At 62.2% G+C, this 19,919-nt stretch carries 17 protein-coding genes; 11 read left to right on the forward strand and 6 right to left on the reverse strand.

Going from position 1 to position 19,919, the window contains the following annotated elements; all coding sequences use genetic code 11:
• The first annotated feature begins 31 nt into the window (after positions 1–31).
• The 11 genes from QEN71_RS31335 to QEN71_RS31385 all read left to right on the forward strand — a co-directional run bounded on the left by QEN71_RS31335 (position 32) and on the right by QEN71_RS31385 (position 13,596).
• Complete coding sequence (locus QEN71_RS31335) at positions 32–1,057, forward strand: amidohydrolase family protein (RefSeq protein WP_201647031.1); 1,026 nt, start codon at positions 32–34, stop codon at positions 1,055–1,057.
• 26 nt (positions 1,058–1,083) lie between these two features.
• Complete coding sequence (locus QEN71_RS31340) at positions 1,084–1,929, forward strand: amidohydrolase family protein (RefSeq protein WP_377789395.1); 846 nt, start codon at positions 1,084–1,086, stop codon at positions 1,927–1,929.
• 71 nt (positions 1,930–2,000) lie between these two features.
• The gene (locus tag QEN71_RS31345; RefSeq protein ID WP_201647032.1) at positions 2,001–2,858 is read left to right on the forward strand and encodes an HpcH/HpaI aldolase family protein; all 858 of its coding nucleotides are present in this window, start codon (positions 2,001–2,003) and stop codon (positions 2,856–2,858) included.
• Positions 2,858–4,408, forward strand: a complete 1,551-nt coding sequence (locus QEN71_RS31350; protein ID WP_201647033.1) for an acetolactate synthase large subunit — start codon at positions 2,858–2,860, stop codon at positions 4,406–4,408. Before QEN71_RS31345 ends, QEN71_RS31350 begins: the two co-directional genes overlap by 1 nt.
• A 38-nt stretch (positions 4,409–4,446) precedes the next feature.
• A complete protein-coding gene (locus QEN71_RS31355) occupies positions 4,447–5,340 on the forward strand; it encodes a type 2 periplasmic-binding domain-containing protein (RefSeq protein ID WP_201647034.1) in 894 nt (297 codons plus the stop codon).
• 48 nt (positions 5,341–5,388) lie between these two features.
• Positions 5,389–6,690 (forward strand): MFS transporter, encoded by a 1,302-nt coding sequence (locus QEN71_RS31360; RefSeq protein WP_201647035.1) that lies wholly within the window; start codon positions 5,389–5,391, stop codon positions 6,688–6,690.
• A gap of 150 nt (positions 6,691–6,840) precedes the next feature.
• Positions 6,841–8,106 (forward strand): MFS transporter, encoded by a 1,266-nt coding sequence (locus QEN71_RS31365; RefSeq protein WP_201647036.1) that lies wholly within the window; start codon positions 6,841–6,843, stop codon positions 8,104–8,106.
• 381 nt (positions 8,107–8,487) lie between these two features.
• Entirely contained in the window at positions 8,488–10,089 is a 1,602-nt protein-coding gene (locus QEN71_RS31370; protein ID WP_201647037.1) for an aldehyde dehydrogenase (NADP(+)), read from the forward strand.
• 135 nt (positions 10,090–10,224) lie between these two features.
• On the forward strand, positions 10,225–10,509 hold the full coding sequence (locus QEN71_RS31375) for a DUF4148 domain-containing protein (RefSeq protein WP_201647038.1): 285 nt from the start codon (positions 10,225–10,227) through the stop codon (positions 10,507–10,509).
• Positions 10,510–10,942: 433 nt separating this feature from the next.
• Positions 10,943–12,115, forward strand: coding sequence for a branched-chain amino acid ABC transporter substrate-binding protein (locus tag QEN71_RS31380; protein WP_201647039.1), 1,173 nt, complete (start codon positions 10,943–10,945; stop codon positions 12,113–12,115).
• 116 nt (positions 12,116–12,231) lie between these two features.
• The gene (locus QEN71_RS31385; protein WP_201647040.1) at positions 12,232–13,596 is read left to right on the forward strand and encodes an MFS transporter; all 1,365 of its coding nucleotides are present in this window, start codon (positions 12,232–12,234) and stop codon (positions 13,594–13,596) included.
• A 54-nt stretch (positions 13,597–13,650) separates the two neighbouring features.
• Here the strand turns inward: QEN71_RS31385 and QEN71_RS31390 are convergent, their stop codons facing one another.
• The 6 genes from QEN71_RS31390 to QEN71_RS31415 all read right to left on the reverse strand — a co-directional run bounded on the left by QEN71_RS31390 (position 13,651) and on the right by QEN71_RS31415 (position 19,912).
• A complete protein-coding gene (locus QEN71_RS31390; protein WP_201647041.1) occupies positions 13,651–14,400 on the reverse strand; it encodes a FadR/GntR family transcriptional regulator in 750 nt (249 codons plus the stop codon).
• A 193-nt stretch (positions 14,401–14,593) separates the two neighbouring features.
• Positions 14,594–15,346 (reverse strand): SDR family NAD(P)-dependent oxidoreductase, encoded by a 753-nt coding sequence (locus QEN71_RS31395; protein WP_201647042.1) that lies wholly within the window; start codon positions 15,344–15,346, stop codon positions 14,594–14,596.
• 33 nt (positions 15,347–15,379) lie between these two features.
• Positions 15,380–16,120, reverse strand: a complete 741-nt coding sequence (locus QEN71_RS31400; protein WP_201647043.1) for an SDR family oxidoreductase — start codon at positions 16,118–16,120, stop codon at positions 15,380–15,382.
• 32 nt (positions 16,121–16,152) lie between these two features.
• Positions 16,153–17,349 (reverse strand): NAD(P)/FAD-dependent oxidoreductase, encoded by a 1,197-nt coding sequence (locus QEN71_RS31405; RefSeq protein ID WP_201647044.1) that lies wholly within the window; start codon positions 17,347–17,349, stop codon positions 16,153–16,155.
• Between the two features lie 37 nt (positions 17,350–17,386).
• On the reverse strand, positions 17,387–18,220 hold the full coding sequence (locus QEN71_RS31410) for an NAD-dependent epimerase/dehydratase family protein (protein ID WP_201647045.1): 834 nt from the start codon (positions 18,218–18,220) through the stop codon (positions 17,387–17,389).
• Between the two features lie 9 nt (positions 18,221–18,229).
• Positions 18,230–19,912 (reverse strand): hydantoinase B/oxoprolinase family protein, encoded by a 1,683-nt coding sequence (locus QEN71_RS31415; protein WP_201647046.1) that lies wholly within the window; start codon positions 19,910–19,912, stop codon positions 18,230–18,232.
• Positions 19,913–19,919 lie beyond the last annotated feature (7 nt).

Consider the following 19,919-nt stretch of genomic DNA (forward strand, 5'->3'; position numbering starts at 1 on the left):
ACTTCGTATTGAACTTCGCACGGAAGAAAAAATGATCATCGATTGCCACGGTCACTTCACGACCGTTCCTGCTTCCTTCCGCGACTGGCGCGCCAAGCAGATCGACTCCGCCAACGATCCCGCGAACGCGCCGCCGCTGTCCGGCGCGCACGTCAGCGATGACGAGATCCGCGAAGGCGTCGGCAACGGCCAGTTGCGTCTGCAAAAAGAGCGCGGCGGCGACCTCACGCTGTTCTCGCCGATCGCCGGCCTGATGAGCCACCACCTCGGCAACGAGCGCACGAGCCTCGAATGGGCCGAAGTGTCGAACAATCTCGTACGCCGTGTCTGCGATCTGTACCCGGACAACTTCGTGCCCGTCTGCCAGTTGCCGCAGTCGCCGTCGGCTCCGCCGAAGAACTCGGTTGCCGAGCTGCGCCGCTGTATCGAAGAGATGGGTTTCGTCGGCTGCAATCTGAATCCCGATCCGAGCGGCGGCTACTGGACGGGCAAGCCGATGACGGATCGCGAGTGGTATCCGCTCTACGAAGCGCTGTGCGATCTCGACGTGCCCGCGATGATCCACGTCGCCGCGTCGTGCAATCCGTGCCATCACGGCACGGGCGCGCATTACCTGAACGCCGACACGTCCGTCTTCATGCAGCTGTTGCAGGGCGATCTGTTCAAGGACTTCCCGACGCTGCGTCTCGTGATTCCGCACGGCGGCGGCGCGGTGCCCTATCACTGGGGCCGTTATCGCGGCATGTCGCTGGAGATGGCGAAGCGTCCGCTCGAAGGGCTACTGAACAACGTCTTCTTCGACACCTGCGTCTATCACCATCCGGGCGTGGAACTGCTGACCAAGGTCGTGCCGACCAGCAACGTGCTGTTCGGCTCCGAAATGATCGGCGCCGTGCGCGGCCGCGATCCGAACACGGGCGAGTACTTCGACGACACGAAGCGCTACATCGACGCGTGCGACGCACTGAGCGACGCCGACCGTCACGCGATCTTCGAAGGCAATGCACGCCGCGTGTATCCGCGTCTGGATGCACACCTCAAAGCCAAGGGACTGTAACGCAGCCGACAGGCTGGACGGACATCATGAACTTCATCGACATTCATCCTCACATCATCTCGGACGATGAGAAGCGCTATCCGCCCGCGCCGCTGTTCGGCAAGCGTTCGGACTGGTCGCAGGAGCGTCCCAACACCGTCGAAGCGTTGATCCAGGCGATGGACGAAGCAGGCGTCGCGAAGGCTGCCGTCGTGCATTCGTCGACCACTTACGGCTTCGACAACAGCTACGTCGTGGACGGCTGCAACCAGTACAAGGATCGGCTCGTGGCCGTCGGCTCCGTCGACATGCTGGCCGACGACGTGCCCGCCGTGATCAAGGGTTGGGCCGACAAGGGCCTTGCCGGGCTGCGCATCTTCACGGGCGGCTCGACGAAGGACTTCGATCCGAGCGAACTCGACAATCCCAAATCCTTCAAGGCATGGGAGATGCTGGCCGAACTGAAACTGCCGATGTGCATCCAGACGGGTCCGATCGGCCTGCCGCAGGTGCGCATGCTGGCGGAGAAGTTCAAGGGCGTGAACATCATTCTCGATCACCTCGGCCGCCCGGATGTGCTCGACGGTCCGCCGTACGCGAACGCCGCCAGCCTGTTCGCGCTCGCCGATCTGCCGAACATCTACCTCAAGCTCACGCCGCGCATTTTCGGCGACGTGAAGAAAGAGAAGGCGAGTGCGGAGACCTTCTTCCCGCGCGTCGTCGAAGCCTTCGGTGCGCAGCGCCTCGCATGGGGTTCGAACTTCCCGACCTCGCCCGGCACGCTCACGGAGATCCTCGCGACGGCCCAGGAAGGGCTCGCCTGCCTCAGCAACGAAGACCGCACGTGGATCTTCGGCAAGACCGCACAGAAGCTGTACCCGGCCCTGGGCTGAGGTTCGACAACATGCCACCCGCGCGAGCGCCCCAGTGAAGCGGCGCCGCGCAGAGAGAACGAGAGAGACACATGTCCAACAATCGCCTGAACAGCATCATTCGCGCGTTCGAATCGGGCAAGGCCGCGCACGCCGCCTTCGCCAAGCTCGACAAGCAGACCGCCATCGAAATGAGCGACTCGCCGTACGACGGCCTCGTCTTCGAGATGGAGCACAACCCGTACGACGTCAGCGCGCTCGGCGATGCACTGCAATACATGCTCAGCCGCAAGCAGATCGCCGAGTCGGCGTCGGTGGAAACCAAGGTCACGCCGATCGCGCGCATTCCCGCCAACGGCGTCGAGATGAACCAGAGCTTCGCGAAGCAGGTGCTCGATCGCGGCGCGTACGGCGTGATCTGGCCGCACGTGGCGACCGTCGAACAGGCCTACAACGCTGTCGCGTCGTGCCGTTACGCGCGGCCGAAGAGCGCGCCGCTGTACGAACCGAAGGGCGTACGCGGCGACGGTCCGGCCAATGCCGCGCGCTACTGGGGCCTGTCGATGCAGGAGTATTACGAAAAGGCCGACGTCTGGCCGCTCGCGCCGCAAGGCGAAATCCTCGTTGGTCTGATGTGCGAGAGCACGCAGGCCATCGAGAACCTCGACGACATTCTCGCGAACGTGCCCGGCATCGGTTTCATCCTGATTGGCGAGGGCGATCTCAGCCAGGAACTCGGCTTCCCGCGTCAGTACGAGCATCCTGAAGTCGTCGATGCGATGCGCCAGATCGTCGAGACATGCAAGAAGCACAACGTCGTCGTCGGCCATCCGCACGTCACGGCGAAGAACCATCGACGCCTGATGGAAGAGGGCTACCGCTTCCTGATGTCGGCGCCGCAGCGCACGTATGGCGTGGTCGGCCTCGCACGCGACATGGCAGGCTACTGATGAACGGCGCCGAAAGCCTCGTCGCGACCCTGGTCGAACAGGACGTCGACATCTGCTTCGCGAACCCCGGCACGTCGGAGATGCATTTTCTCGCCGCGCTCGGCAACAACCCGAAGATGCGCAGCGTGCTGTGTCTGTTCGAAGGCGTGGCGACGGGCGCAGCCGACGGCTGGTACCGGATGAAGGACAAGCCGGCATCGGCGCTGCTGCACCTGGGGCCGGGTCTCGCGAACGGCCTTGCGAACATCCACAACGCGAAGCGTGCGTCGTCGGGGATGGTCAATGTCGTCGGCGAGCATTCGGTATCGCATCTGAAGTACGATCCGCCGCTTACGTCGGATATCGAAGGACTCGCGCGGCCTTTGAGTCACTGGGTGCGCCGCGCGGAATCAGCCGATACGATTGCGTGGGATACCGCGCAGGCCGTCGCGAAAGCCTGCGAGCATCCGGGGCAGATCGCGACCCTGATCCTGCCCGGCGATACGTCGTGGCAGCAGACGAACGCTGTGCCTTTGTTGCCGCCGCCAGTTGAGGCTCGTCGCAAGACGCCGAGCGCCGAGCGCATCGAGCATGTCGCGCAGGTGCTGCGTTCGGGCGAGCCGACGCTGATCATTCTCGCCAACAAGGCGACGCGTGGCGCGGCGCTCGACAAGGCTGGCCGCGTTGCCGCTGCAACGGGCGCGAAGCTCGGCTCGCAGTTCTTCACGGCGCGCATCGAGCGCGGCGCGGGCCGCGTGCCCATTGCGCGCATTCCGTACGCGGTTGCGCAGGCCACGGCCTTTCTCAAGGACTACAAGCATATCGTCACCGTCGAGACGACCGAACCCGTCGCGTTCTTCGCATACCCGGACAAGCCGAGTCTGCTGAAGTCCGAGGGAACGCTCGTGCATCCGCTCGTCGAAGCCGACGAGGACAGCGAACTCGCGTTCGACATGCTGCTTCAGGCGCTGGGCGCCACCGGCACGGCAGCGCACTTGCAGCCGCGCATCGAAACACCGGTGCCGACGGGCGCGCTCAACCCGACAAGCATCGCGCATGCTTTGGCTGCGGCGCTGCCCGAGCACTGCATCGTCGTCGACGAATCGCTGACGACGGGCCGGGAGTCGATGAGCCTGACGATGGGCGCGCTGCCGCACGATCTCATCAACAACATGGGCGGCTCGATCGGTTACTCGACGCCCGTTGCGACGGGCGCGGCGCTCGCGTGTCCTGATCGCCGCGTGTTCTGCATGGTCGGCGACGGCAGCGCGATGTACACGATCCAGTCGCTGTGGACGCAGGCGCGCGAAAACCTGGACGTCACGACCATCATCTTCGCCAACAACAGCTACGCGATCCTCAAGGCCGAGTACGCGAACATGGGCGCGGGTACGCCGGGCGAGCGCGCGCTGTCGATGATCGACATCGACAAGCCGCGCATCGACTGGCTCGCGATGGCCAAAAGCATGGGCGTGCCGGGCATCGCCGTCGACACGGCAGAGGGCTTCCACAAGGCGATGGTCGATTCGACGCGCGAGCCGGGCCCGTGCCTCATCGAGGTCCGGCTGTAATTCGTTCTACAAGATACAAAGCATACGGAGAGACAAGCATGACAACGACGCTGACAGGCGTGCCGACGTTGCGCACGAACCTGGCCGAATACGCAGTGACGAAAGCGATGCGCGACGGACGCGTGTCGTCTGACCTCGTTGCGCTGGACTTCTGCGGGCCGACGCCCGCGCACAACGGCTTCAAGGCGATGGTGCGCGAAAACAAATTCGACGCGGGCGAACTCGCGATCGTCACGTTCCTGCAAGCGAAGGCGTACGGCAAGCCCTACGTGCTGCTGCCGACGCCTGTTTCAGGGCGTTTTCAGCATCACTGCGCGGGCTACAACATCGACTTCGGTCATCTCGATCCGAAAGATATCGAAGGCAAGAAGGTCGGCGTGCGCACCTACACGCAGACGACGGCGCTGTGGATTCGCGGCATCCTGCGTCACGAATACGGCGTCGATCTCGACAAGGTCACGTGGATGACGCTCGGCGACGGGCATCTCGCCGAGTACAGCGATCCGTCGAACTGCCAGCGTCTGCCCGCAGGTTCGTCGATTCCGGAGATGATGCTCAAGGGCGAACTCGCGGCTGCGCTGCTCGGCGAAGACATGCCGAAGGACGAACGCGTGCGCACGCTGGTCCCCGACGCGCATGCGGCCGCGAAGGACTGGTTCGCGCGCACGGGCGTCGTGCCGATCAATCACATGTTCGTCGTGCACGAGAATCTGTCGAAGGAGAGGCCGGATATCGTGCGTGAGCTGTATCGGATGATCGTCGAAAGCCGCTCGCTCGCGGAAGGCGTGCCCGCGATCTTTCCGCCGCTCGGGTTGGAGGCGAACCGCGCGGGGCTGCAACTGGCCGTCGACTGGGCGCTCGATCAGAAGATCATTCCGCGACGCCTGTCCGTCGACGAACTGTTCGACGATGTAACGGGCAGTCTTGGCTGAGTGCTGGACATCCGCGCCGGCCAGAACAAAAAATATCGGAGACGACAGGTGGAGACCATTCGACGGAAGGCGGCGCGGCCCGAGAACCGCTGGGCCATTCTCGTGCTGCTTGCGCTCGGGCTGATGATCTCCCACATGGACCGCACGAGCATGTCCGCGGCTTTCGCGGACACTCGCTTCGTGGGGGAATTCGCGCTGTCGCATGTCGAGCGCGGCTGGCTCGGCTCGGCGATGTTCTGGTCGTACGGGCTGCTGCAGATGCCGATGGGCTGGCTGGTGGACCGCTACGGCGTGAAGTGGCCTTACTCGATCTGTTTCCTGCTGTGGTGTCTTGCGGCAGCGGCGACGGGTGTCGTCACGACGTTGTCGGCGCTGATCGTCGTGCGTCTGCTGATCGGCGCCGCCGAATCGGTGGTCGTCCCCGCCACGTATCGCTATCTGGCGAACAACTTCGATGAAAGCCGCAAGGGCACGGCGCTCGGCATCTACTCGATCGGCGGAAAGATGGGGCCGGCGCTGGGCGCACCCGTCGCCGCGTGGCTGATCGCGTCGAGTTCGTGGAAGACGATGTTCATCGTGACGGGGCTTGCGGGACTGATCTGGCTGATGCCGTGGCAACTGCTGCTCAACAACGACTTTCCATCGAAGACCGAACTGGCGGCGGCCAAACGACGCGCGGCCTCGGTGCCGCTCGGCAATCTTCTGTCGAGCCCTGTCGTGTGGGGCGGCTTGATCACCAACTTCTGCTACAGCTATTTCGCGTTCTACTGCATGACGTGGATGCCCGCGTATCTGGTCGAACAGCGTGGACTGTCGCTGCGTCAATCGGGGCTGTATACGTTTTTCAGTTTCGCGGGCATCGCCGTCGTGGCGGCATTCGCAGGATGGGCCGCGGACCGGCTGATCGCGCGCGGCCGCGATGCCGTCGTCGTGCGCAAGTCGTTTATCGTCGCGGGGTTTGTCGGCGCGACGACTGTGTTGCTCGGCGCTTATACGCGCTCGGCGCAGATGGCGTTGTTCTGGAACGTCGTATCGCTTTCGCTGTTGGGACTGGTCACCGCGAACAATCTCGCTCTCGTCAAACTCACGTTGATTCCGAAGCAGGCGGTCGGTTTGAATACGGGCTTGCAGCAAGTGGCGACGAGTTTCGCGGGCGGTGTGTCGGCGAGTCTCTCAGGCTGGCTGCTTCATGTGGGACACAGCTACACGCTGCCGATGCTGGCCATTTTCATGTTCCTGTTGCTTGGAGCGAGCAGCACTGTCGTGTTGCTGCGCCGAAAGTGGGCGCCGAAGGTCAATGTGACCGAACTGGAAGGGCAGCAGCCCGATCAGCGTGCGTCGATAACCTGACGGTTAAAGCGCACGCCTTTTTATTCAATAGACGGCTGGCGCACGGATGCCGATGATTGCGTCGTCGTCAATCTGCAGTATCCGCTTTATGCCAACAAGAACTTTCGATCATCACGCGCGCGTCTTCGACACGGAAGGCGGGTCATCGACATGACGCGCATCAACGATACAGCGTCGCCGGCGATCGAGGCGCACACCGGAATAAGTCCCTTGCTGCAGTATTCATCGCTGACACGCTTTCTGATCGCACGCGTCGGCTCCATCACCGCGCAGCAGATGCTGATGCTGGCGATCAGCTGGCACATGTACGACCTGACGTCGAGCGCGTGGTATCTCGGTCTCGTCGGGCTCTTCCAGTTCATTCCCGGACTCGCCACGACCTTCGTCGCCGGACACTGCGCCGACCGCATGCATCGCGGGCAGATCGTCGCCGTGTGTCTCGCGGCGCAGGCCGTCACGGCCGCGCTGCTGGCCGTATCGACGATGTCTCACGTCGTAACGCGCGATCTGCTGCTGGGCCTTTCGCTCGTACTCGGCGCGATCCGGCCGTTTCAGATGTCGGGCCAGCAGGCGCTTCTGCCGATGCTCGTTCCGCAGAACCTGCTGGCGCGTTCGATGGCGCTCAGCGCGGTGGTGCAGCAGGTGTGTGTGATCGCGGGCCCGGCGTTGGGCGGCCTGCTGTTCGCGACGGGCGTCAACGCGCTGTATCTGATGTGCGCGGCCGTGTTCTGCGTGAGTGCCGTGATGTACGCGCTGATTCGCTACGACTACGTTGCGCCGCCGCGCGAGCCCGTCACGGCAGAGACCGTGCTTGCCGGCTTGCGCTTCGTGTGGAGCAATCCGTTGCTGCTCGGCGGCATCTCGCTCGATCTGTTCGCCGTGCTGTTCGGCGGCGCGACCGCGCTGCTGCCTGTCTACGCAAAAGAGATCCTCCACGTCGGGCCGCAAGGACTCGGCTTGCTGCGCTCGGCGCCCGCCGTGGGCGCCTTGTGCGTCGGGCTGATGCTGTCGCGGCGCGCGATCGTCAACGGCGTCGGCAAGAAGCTGCTCGTGGCCGTAGCGGTGTATGGAATCGCGATCGTCGCATTCGGCGTGTCGCGATCGTTTCTGCTTTCGCTGTTGCTGCTCGCGATCTCAGGCGGCGCCGACACGATCAGCGTGATCGTGCGGCAGACGCTCATTCAACTGGAAACGCCGGATCGCATGCGAGGGCGCGTTGCGGCGGTGAACACGCTGTTCATCGGCGCGAGCAATCAACTCGGTGAATTCGAATCCGGCGTGACGGCGACGGTGTTCGGTGTGATCGGCTCAGTTGTGCTCGGCGGCTGCGCGACGGTGCTCGTCAGCGTCGCGTGGAGCCGCCTGTTCAAGCCGCTCGCGAGGCGCGATGCGTTGTACGAGGGAAGAGCCCATTAACGCTTCGGTTAAGACATCGGATTGGAGTCTCAATAGACGTCGTTCAGCCAGCGCACGATCATAAGCATAGACAGGTCGGACGTTTGGAGACGGATATGGGCGATCAGTGCAGATCCCTTCGAGTTCTCATCGAGGAGTGGTTCGGAAGCGGCGAACGATTCAAGGTGACGCGGCCAGATCGATCGAAAACACTGTCATGCCGGGTCGTCAGAGTCGAAGTGATGCGTGCGTCCGGAACATTGGCGATCGTCTTCTTTCGTCATCGCGACGGCTCATGGTGTGTCTATCCGCCTCCCATCGTTCCGCCGACATTTCTCGGATGCTAACCACACTGCTCCGCGCCAGAAGAATGAATCCATCGAAAACGTTCAGGAAATCAGCATGACAATCACAGGCGAAATGCTCATCGGCTTCTCCTCGGTGCGAGGCAACGAGGGTGAACAGCGCGCGTTCAATCCCGCGACCCATTCGGAAATCGCGGAGCCGGTATTCGGCATGGGCGGTGTCGCGGAAGTCGGGCGCGCGGCGTCGCTGGCTGCGCAGGCTTTCGATGTCTACCGCAATGCTCCGCTCGCAAAGCGCGCGGCATTTCTCGAAGCGATTGCCGACAATATTCTGGATCTCGGCGACGAACTCATCGAGCGCGCGCATGCCGAGACGGGCTTGCCACTCCAGCGCCTGCAAGGAGAGCGTGCGCGCACGGTCGGTCAGTTGCGGCTGTTTGCACAGGTCGTGCGGGACGGGCACTTTCTCGGCTCGACGATCGACCATGCGCAGCCCGAACGTCAACCTTTGCCGCGTGCGGACCTGCGTCTCGCGAAAGTGCCTGTCGGTCCCGTTGCCGTGTTCGGCGCGAGCAACTTTCCGCTCGCGTTCTCCGTTGCGGGAGGCGATACGGCGTCGGCGCTGGCCGCGGGCGCGCCCGTCGTGGTCAAGGCGCACAGCGCGCATCTGGGCACGTCGAAGCTGGTGGGCTGCGCGATCCAGAAGGCAGTAAAAGAAAACGGCTTGCCAGAAGGCACTTTCTCGCTGCTGTTCGGTTCGGGCCGCACGCTCGGCGAAGCGCTGGTGTCGCATCCGGCGGTCAAGGCGGTCGGCTTCACGGGCTCGCGGCAGGGCGGACTCGCACTGTTGCGCATCGCGAACGCTCGCGCCGAGCCGATTCCCGTGTATGCGGAGATGAGCAGCATCAATCCCGTATTCCTGTTTCCGGCTGCGCTCGAAAACCGTGCTGAAGCAATCGGCCGCGCGTTCGTCGATTCTCTGACGATGGGTGCAGGCCAGTTCTGCACGAATCCCGGCCTCGTACTCGCCGTCGATGGCGCGGGCCTCGACAGGTTCGTGCAGGCAGCAAGCGAAGCGTTGACCACCAGGCCGGCTCAGACGATGTTGACGCCCGGCATCTTCGATGCGTACTGCGCGGGAACCCGCAATGTCGACGCAGTTGAGGGCGTGGAGAAGGTCGCGCAGGGGCAACCGGCAGGTGAGCGCGCAAATGCCGCGCAGGCTGCGCTCTACGTGACCGATGCACAGCGCCTGCTCAACTCGCCTGAACTCGAGGCGGAGATGTTCGGACCGGCATCCGTCGTGATTCGCGCGCGCAATGTTGATGAACTGCTGGAGGTGGCAGAACACATTGAAGGGCAGCTCACCGTGACGCTGCAAATAGATGCAGCGGATCATGCCGACGCGCAGCGCCTGTTGCCCGTGCTCGAAAGAAAGGCTGGCCGCATTCTGGCCAATGGCTTCCCGACGGGCGTCGAAGTCTGCCACGCGATGGTTCACGGCGGCCCGTTCCCATCGACTTCGAATGCGATGTTCACGTCGGTGGGCGCGACGGCCATCGATCGATTCCTGCGTCCCGTCTGCTATCAGGATCTACCTGATGCGTTGCTTCCGGACGCGTTGAAGGAGCGCAATCCTTTGGGCGTGTGGCGCTTCGTCGACGGCGAAAAAACGGCGCCCGCGCAAACGGCTAATTAATCTGTGATGCTAAATAAATGTCAGATTGAAAACTGATCGTTTACCCTGATGGCGCAACCTGCTAAGCTGTGATTGCTGCCTGCGTTCATGTCGAGCGCAGGCTTTAAAAGCAATACTCAGAGAGGTGGGGTTGCCATGAGATCGCTAGCCAAAACTGTCGCTGTCCTGTTCGTGCTTGCTGTGCCCGTCGCTGCGTTCGCGCAATCGACGCAGTCGCCAATCACACGCGCGCAGGTTCGCGCGGAACTGGTTCAGGCCGAGAAAGACGGTTACAGTCCGCTCGCGTGGGCCGATTATCCGTATGGCGAAATTCAGGCTGCGGAATTCCGCGCCGCTGCGCATAACGCGAAAGCCGCTGATGCGTCCGGTTATGGTCCTGCAACGAACGGCACTTCGCAGTCGGGCGATATCGCCAGGTGATCGTCGGGTGATCCTCAGTGAAGGGCCGTGATTTCTGGCCCTGAGAGGCGACAACGGGCCGACCATTGCCGCTTCGCCCAATATCTGACGGCTGATTTTCTTCGCTGCTTTGCTATCGCTCGAAGGTCGCGACTGGATGATCTCATCCACGTCCGCACGCACATACTCCCACCTCAATCTCGCGATCTTTCCGTAAGATCCGGACGTCCTCAGGGCGAACCGAGGCCTCTCGCGAGCTTCTCCTGACGATTTCGCCCCCTCGAAAACCCTGGCTCAGCGGGCTTTTTTGATCCGTTGACATATGACGTCTCACCTAATACCTTGTGTCCATGGCGCGACCGGCAAACAGTTTTCGGGCCGTGCCCGCCGATGTCAGCCTGCCGCCGCGCAGGGCGGACGCAGTTCATCCATTCGCAAACCGCTGAGGTATCAGATGAAGACCCCGCTTTCGTTCACACGCTTCGCGCTGGCCACGTCACTGGCTGCTGGCGCGCTCATGGCCAGTCCCGTGGTGTTCGCGGGCGACGTCACAATCGGCTTCGCGGCGCCGTTGACGGGAGGGTCGGCGCACTACGGCGTCGATCTGAAACGCGGCGTCGAACTGGCGCTCGATGACGCCAACGCGAAGAAACTCGTGATCGGCGGCCAGCCGGTGCACTTCGTGATCGACGCCGAGGACGATCAGGGCGACCCGCGCATGGGCTCGCAGGTCGCGCAGAAAATGGTGGATTCGAAGGTTGTGGGCATCGTCGGACACTTCAATTCGGGCACGAGCATCCCTGCATCGCGCATCTACAACACGGCAGGCATTCCGATGGTCTCGCCGACGGCCACGAATCCGACGCTGACGTCGCAGGGCTTTCTCAACGTGTTCCGCGTGGTGAACTCGGATGCGCAGATGGGGCAGCTGGCGGGCCACTCGGCCGTCAACGCGCTCAAGGGCAAGAGCATTGCCGTGATCGACGACCGGACCGCGTTCGGGCAAGGCATGGCCGACGAGTTCGTCAAAGGCGTCGAGGCCGCGGGCGGCAAGATCGTCGATCGCGAATTCACGCAAGACAAGGCCGTCGACTTCAAGTCGCAACTCACGCGCATCAAGTCGTTCAATCCCGATGTGGTGTTCTGGGGCGGTCTCGACCAGCAAGCAGGCTTGCTGATGAAGCAGATGCGGCAGCTGGGCATCCGTGCGGCGATGCTGGGCGGCGGCAGCTTCGAAAACGAAACGTTCCTCAAGGTCGCGGGCGAAAGCGCGGAAGGCGCGATGTCGTGGGACTACGGCATTCCGTTGTCGAAGATGAAGACGGGCCGCGAATTCGACGAAAAGATGAAGGCCAAATACAAGGAAGGCGTGGTGGCCTATGCGCCGTCCGCGTACGACGCCACGTGGGTGCTGATCAACGCGATGCAAAAGGCCAACTCGACGGATCCGAAAGTATATGGACCGCTCGTAAAGTCCGTTTCGTTCGAAGGCATCTCTGGAAATATTGCGTTCATGCCGAATGGCGACATGAAGGATCCGACGGCGACGTTCTACAAGGTGGTCGGCGGCAAATGGGTGCCGCAAGCCGTTGCCGTCGGCGACAAGGTCGAGCCGCTCAAGAACTGAAGTCCGGCTGCACCGGCTCGAACTTCGCGTGTCGATAGCGGAAACCTGCTCACGCTCAGGTTTCCGCTTCGGCGCAATTCAACACCCACTCTCGCCACGAAGGGGATCATTCACAGATGGATGTCAACAGCGAAGCGGAGTACCTTCTCGACGACGACAACAATCCTACCGCTCGTCGACACGAAACCGGCCCCACGCGCCGCACAGTCGGACGACGCGAGCTGAAGCGCGTCGTACTTGCATCGGTCGTGGGCAGCTTCGTGGAGTGGTTCGAGTTCTCGGTGTACGGATACCTTGCCGCCGTCATGGGGCGCGTGTTCTTTCCAGCGAGCGCGCCCGGCACGCAGCTTGTCGCGTCGCTGGCCGCATTCGCGATTGCGTTTTTCGCGCGTCCATTCGGCGGCTTTATTTTCGGGCCGATAGGCGATCGCTACGGACGCAAGAACGTGCTGACTGTCACCATCGTGTTGATGGCGCTCGCGACGTTTTGCATCGGCCTGATTCCTGATCACGACGCGATCGGTATCGCATCGCCGATTCTGCTCGTGCTGCTTCGGTTGCTGCAAGGCGTGTCGGCAGGCGGCGAAGCGAGCGGCGCGGCGATCTTCGTCGCGGAGTATTGCAAGGATCGCAACCGCACGCTGGTAACCAGCTGGATCGAAGTCGGCTGCATGAGCGGTTTCTGTTTCGGCGCGCTGGTGGCGGCGTTGCTCAGTCACGCGTTCGTTCAGACGCAGATCGATGCGTGGGCGTGGCGGCTGCCGTTTTTGCTTGCGCTGCCGCTCGGTGCGATCGGCCTCTATATCCGCAATCGGCTCGAAGAGACGCCGACGTTCGAAGCTGCACACAGGGCAGGCGGCTTTCGCGAGCTGTTCGCGTCGCACAAGGCTGCGTTGTTGCAATCGAGCGGCATCATCATCGTGACCAACGTGACGCTGTTCATCGTCGTCACGTATATCCCGACTTATCTGGTGAGCACGTTGCGGCTCGATGCATCGACGGGCTTCACGATCGCGCTCGTATCGCAAGCGTTCCTGATCGTGACGATTCCATTGCTGGCTGTGCTAGCCGACAAAGTCGGACGCAAGACGATGATGCTGGCGGGCAGCGTTGCGCTCGCCGTGCTTGCTGTGCCGTGTTTTCACCTGCTCACAGTCGAAAGCGTCGGACAGCGCTTGATAGCCTTGCTGCTTCTGAACCTGTGTCTTGCCGCGCTGCTGTCGTGCATCTATTCGCAGATACCGTCGCTGTTCGAAACGGGTGTGCGCTTCACGGGCATGGCGGTGAGCTACAACGTGTCCGTGGCGCTGTTCGCAGGCACGGCGCCGATGATCAATTCATGGCTGATACAGAGCACCGGCAGCCGCATGATTCCCGCCTACTATCTGATCGCTGCTGCCGTGATCGGTTTGATCGCGCTGGCTTGTTGCGTGGACCGCACGGGCGGGCCGATGCGTGGAGATTCGCGCAGCGTCGGTTGAAGAGACGACGGTCCAGGCGTGTTTGCAAAACGCCTGGACTTACACATCGCCAAGTTACTCTGCGCGCGTGCTCGACAGATTGTGATAGCGCTCGAGGCTCTCGTTGAGATGGCGCCGCATCGCACGGCGCGCCGCGCTTTCGTCCTGCTTCTCGATTGCATCGAGAATGTCGCCGTGTTCGCGCTGAATGCGCCGGATGTACGTCTTGCGTTCTTTCGGATTTGCCTTCGCGTGCTTCAGACGCAGATCGATGATGATCTCTTGTCCCAGCGTCCGCAGGATCGACGTGAAATGCGGATTCTCGGAGCAGGTGGCGACGGCAAGATGGAATTCGAAATCGGCGCGTGCGCATTCGGCGTCGTCATCGACGGCGACGATTTCCATGCGTGCATACACTTCCTTCAACGCGCGCAAATGCGCCGCCGAACGGCGCTGCGCGGCATACGCTGCACATTCGGTTTCGACGCCGATGCGCAACTCGAGCACGTGCATGGAGTTGTTCAACGTGTTGGAATCGATGAAGCCCGCGCCGGCGGATTGTGCTGCATCAGCGACGAACACGCCCACGCCGTGACGTGCGATCAGACGGCGACCGAGTTTGAGTGACGCGACTGCTTCGCGGATCACTGTGCGGCTGACGCCGAATTCGGTGCACAGCTCGGGCTCGGTAGGCAGCTTGGCGCCCGGCGCATATTCGCCGCGGTCGATCTTGTCGTTGAGTGCCTGAATGACCAGTTCGGTCAGGCTGCGGCGCTTTCCCGAACTCGCAGCGTTTTTGAGGAGGGTTTCAGCATCCAGAGTCATTCCGTGTGCTCCACACCGGATAGAGAACTCTGCAATTGACGGCTGCAGACGTACCGCGCCGGCGCATCTGTAGGTGTGTAATCTGCGCCGTATGACATATTATGACTTTAACACAGCCGCGGCCTCGTCATCGCTCGCCCCTGGACGCGAAGGGGCGAGCGGTTGATACAACTCAAACGGACTTGAGCGTGAATCAGGCGTAGATATAACCGCCGCTCACGATCACGTTTTCTCCCGTCGCATAGGTGTTGCGCGCGCTCGCCATCATGACGACCCATTGCGCGATTTCTTCGGGTTCCGCTGCACGTCCCAGCGGATTCGCAGCAGCCAGTTCGCCGAGGAAACCTGCCTTCTTCGCCTTGTCCGTCGCAAAGCCCGCTGGTGCAACCGAATTGACGAGAATGCCGTCCTTCGCCACTTCCTGCGCGAACGATTTCGTGAGGCTCACGACGGCCGCTTTCGTCGCAGCATAGTGCGCGTTCTGCGGATGAGCCTTGAATGCATCGACCGACGTGATGTTCACGATGCGTCCCGCGACATGCGCCTCGACCTTCGGACGGCTGCGCATGTGCTCGATTGCAGCGACCATCATGTGATACGTGCCTTTGATGTTGACGGCGTTTTCGAGGTCCCACTCGTCGTCGGAGATTTCGAGGATCGGGCGGCGCGGATAGATCGCCGCACTGTTGATCAAACAATCGACACGGCCGAGTGCTTCCAGTGCTTTGCGAAAGACCACCTGCGCGGATTCCTTGCGCGTGATGTCGCCCACCGCGCCGAACACCTGATGACCCTGCGCCTTCAGCGCGCCGACGGTTTCGTCGAGCAGCGGCCCGTTCTTGTCGATCAGCGCAACGCTTTCTGCGCCGTCCGCGAGCATCAGCTTTGCGACGGTCAACCCAAGCCCGGAAGCGCCACCGACGATAACGACTCGTTGATTCTTCATGATTCGAATGTGTCCTGTTTGACGATGCATTGATTACTCGACCGCGACGATCTGCGAGCCGCCCGCAGCCTGATCGGTCGGAAAAACTTCCATGCGCGAGACGTCGACGGCATCGGGCAATGAGAGCGCCGTGGCAATCAGTTCGGCGATGTTCTCCGGCTGGATCGAACGATAGGCGTCGTAGAGCTTTTCGTTCGCGCCTTGCGTGCCGAGCGCGGTGCGATACAGGCTCGTTTGCACGCGGCCCGGCGCGATCTCAGTGACGCGGACTTTGGTGCCGAGCAGATCGCACCGCAGCGAATCGCAGAACATGCTGATCGCGGCCTTGGTCGCGCCATAGACGGCCGTGTTCGGATGCGGGAAGCGTCCCGCACTCGAACCGATAAAAAACAGATGACCGCGCTTGCGTTTCGTCATGCCGTCGAGCGCCATGTGCGCAAGACGCAACGGCGCACGCAGATTGATATCGATCATGCGGTCAATATCCGTCAGCTCGCTGTCGCCGAATTTCGCAATCGCGGGCAGCAGCCCCGCGTTGTTCACGACGACGTCGATGTCGACGCGCCCGAACAGATCGCGCAAAGGCGCCGTGTCCTGCAGATCCAGCGCGATCGGCGTGACGTTGCATTCGCTCGCGAGCGCATCGAGCGCCCTGGCATCGCGGCCGAGCGCATAGACTTGCAGCCCGTCATTGACGAGCCGCTGCGCGATCGCGCGTCCGATACCGCTCGACGCGCCCGTCACCAGCGCGGTCCGATAGGAATGGGAAATCATGTTGTTAGCCTTTGTAGACGGTGATGACGCATTCAGATCACGCCTTCTTCGAGGAAGGGCTGATTAGCGACCACGCGCTCATAACCGAGCGGCGCGAGATCGAGCGAACGGTACTGGCCGTAGACGATCAGTTCGCTCAAGCCCCGGCCAATTGCCGGCGATTGCTGCAAACCATGGCCGCTGAATCCGTTGGCGAACAGGAAGTTCGCGACTTCCGGATGCGGTCCGACGATCGCGTTATGGTCCAGCACGCAGAAGTCGTAATGGCCCGCCCACGAATTCACGACCTTGATCGCTTCGAATGCGGGAACGCGTTCGGCAAGCGCGGGCCAGATGATCTCTTCAAACTCGGAGTGGATCACGTCGAAGTCGTCGACGTCAGCAAGCGGATCGGGCTCCGGATAGCAGCCCGTCAGGTAGTACTGTCCTTCGGGTCGGAAGAAGATCCCCGTCGTATCGATCGTGAGCGGAACGGTGCCTTGCAGCGGCGTGCGGCAATCGAAGACGAACAGACAGCGCTTGCGCGGCTCGACAGGAATATCGAGGCCGGCTAGACGCGCCATCGCCGGGCCGCGCGTGCCCGCTGCATTCACCATCAGGCCGCAACCGATGCTCTCGCCGCTCTTCAGTTTGACGCCTGTGACGTGCGCGCCTTCGCGAATCACATCGACCACTTCGTTTTCGATGTATTCGATGCCGAGCGAGCGCGCCTTCTTGCGCATGCCCTGCAGCAGACCATAACTATCGAACCAGCCTTCGCCGCTTTGTCCATAGACACCGTTCACGAGCCCTTCCGTATTCAGCCACGGAAAGCGCTCTTTCAACTTCGCCTGATCGAGCAGCGCGACATCGGCGCCGTTCTCGCGTTGCGTCGCGTAGTTACGCTCGAACATCGGCGCGCCTTTCGCATCGCCGAGGTACAGGTAGCCGTTTTCCTTGAAACCGAGTTCGGGCGCGTCACCGTCCACCTCAACGAGTTCGTGAAAATTGCGAATGAACTCAGTGCCGAACTGCGAGATCCTGATGTTCAGCGGATTCGAAAACTGATGACGAATCGACGCGCTCGACAGCGCCGTCGCTGACTTCGCGTAAGTCCAGTCGCGTTCGACCACCAGCACCGAGCCCTTGAAATCCGGATTCGTCGCGAGAAAATACGCGGTCGCGCTGCCGACGACTGCGCCGCCCACGATCACCACGTCATAGTGGTTCTTTGATGCTTGCTGTGCCATCTCAATGCTTCCAGAAAGTCGATCGGGTTAGCGGCGCTTACCGGTTCTTCGGATCATCTTCGAAGTGGCCGTCGGCGGCGAACTGACCGCCCTGAAAGCGCACGGCAGGATGCTTCGGATCGCCGATGGGCGTGTTCGCATAGACCTCGGCGCGATAGCTATCGGCGGCATCTTGCGGACGATAGCCAAGGTAGCCGGCCTGCGTGTTGTCCCAGAAGTTCGCGCTGTTGTTCGAGTTGCCGTAGACGATCATATGGCCGACGCTCGGCGTCATCAGCGCCTGAATGCACAGATGCGAGAAGTCGTCGTAGGAAAGCCAGGTTGCGAGCATTCGACGATCGACAGGCTTCGGGAAACACGAGCCGATGCGCACGCACACCGATTCGAGTCCGAACTTGTCGAAGTAGTAGCGCGAGAGATTTTCGACGAACGCCTTGCTCACGCCGTAGAGGCTGTCCGGGCGCTGCGGCACGTTGGCATCGATGGTCTCTACGCATTCGTAGAAGCCGATCGCGTGCACGGAACTCGCGTAGATCACGCGCTTCACGCCTTCCTGACGCGCCGCTTCGTAGATGTGATAGCTGCCCGCGATATTCGAATCGAGAATGACCTGGAAGGTGTTCTCGCGCGGTGCGCCGCCCAGATGAATCACCATGTCGACGCCCTTCATCATCTCGAACACGGCGTTGCGGTCGGCCAGCTCGCAGACGAAGTGACGCTCGTTCGCGCGGACTTCGCCGAGCGAGGCGCGATCGCTGAGCGTCAGCTGTTCGGCGTATGGTCGCAGCGATTCGCGCAGCACGGAACCGAGCGCGCCCGCGGCGCCCGTGATCAGGATGTTCTTGAACGGAGGCTTGCTGATGTCGGTCATGTCGGTTCCTTACTGTCCTGCCGATGTTTTCAGCGCATCGAGCGTGAGCCCGTAGTCGTCACGCAGTTGCGCTTCGGAGATGTACTCGTTACGGATATCGCGCAACAATGCTTCGCGGTCGCGCTGCTCCGGCGAACCGATGCCGCCGCCGCCCGGCAGCGACAGCGTGACGCGTTCATGTTCGGCGACGGCCTGGGTGCCTTTGCCCTTCATCTTCGTGCCGTCCGACAGCGTGACCTGACCCGGTGCGCCGGACTGGCCGCCCGACTGTCCACGCGCGGGATGATCGATGCGATCGAACATTGCGTTGAAGCGGAAGTGATAGCCTGCGCGCGGTCCGATTTCGACGATCTGTCCGAGGCCGCCGCGCAGCTTGCCGGCGCCGCCCGAGCCCGAGCGCATTTCCTTGCGCCACACGACGATCGGTCCAACTTGCTCAGTGGCTTCGACGGACATCGCGTGCACGCCGCTCGGAAATGCCGTTGCGGACAGACCATCGAGTTCCGCACGCGCGCCCGTGCCGCCGCTGTTGAACATCAGGATTTCGCTGCCCTTGAGGCCGGACCCTTCCTGCACGGGACGCGCGCTCACATGCAGGTTCCACAGCGCGCCGGAGCCTTCCGCAGGCACGCGGTCCGGCAAGATCTTGTGCAATGCGCCGAGTACGAGGTCAGGCACGAAGTGGCCGAGCACGTGACGAACCGCGACGGGACTCGGGCGTTGCGCGTTGAGAATGCAGCCCGCAGGCGCCTGCACGCGGAACGGTTCCAGCGATGCCGCGTTGTTCGGCACTTCCGGCGCGATGATGCATTTCAGCCCATAGCATGCGTACGCTTTCGCGTAGAGCAGCGGCACGTTGATGCCGAACGGACTGGACGGCGACGAACCGGCGAAGTCCGCCAGCAGATGATCGTTCTCGACAGTCAGCGTCACGTTGAGCTTGACGGGCGTGTCGTAACCGTCGAGCGTCATGTCGTTGGTCTGCGTGCCCTTCGGCAGCGCGGCGATGCGTTCGAGCGTCGCTTCGCGGCTGCGCGCCAGAATGAATTCGCCGATGCCTTCGACATCTTTCAGATCGAACTCCCTGAGCATTTCCAGCAGACGCTTGTGGCCCGTTTCGTTACACGCTGCGAGTGCATAGAGATCGCCGACGACCTTGTCGGGCTCGCGCACGTTGTTGCGCAAAATGTTAATCAGATCGCGATTGACTTCGCCGCGCTCGATCAGCTTCATGATCGGCACGAACAGGCCTTCTTCGTAGATTTCGCGCGAGTCCGGGCCGAAACCGCGGCCGCCGATATCGACCACGTGCGCCGTGCTGGCGAAGTAGCCGATCAGTTCACCGTTATGGAACGAAGGGGACACAACCGTGAAGTCGTGCAGGTGGCCCGTGCCTTTCCACGGATCGTTGGTCAGATAGACATCGCCTTCGTACATCCTGTCGATGCCGATGTCGTTCATGAAGTGCTCGACGGCTTCCGCCATCGTGTTCACGTGTCCGGGCGTGCCCGTCACGGCTTGCGCGAGCATGCGGCCGCGCTTGTCGAAGATACCTGCCGAGAGGTCGCCCGCTTCGCGTACGCTGGTGCTGAACGCGGTACGGATCAGGGCCATCGCCTGTTCTTCCACGACGGAAATCAGGCGGTTCCACATCACCTGCATGTGGATCGTGTCGAGATTGCTAAGAGACATGTCCGGC

Source organism: Paraburkholderia sabiae, from assembly GCF_030412785.1.
Classification (GTDB): domain Bacteria; phylum Pseudomonadota; class Gammaproteobacteria; order Burkholderiales; family Burkholderiaceae; genus Paraburkholderia; species Paraburkholderia sabiae.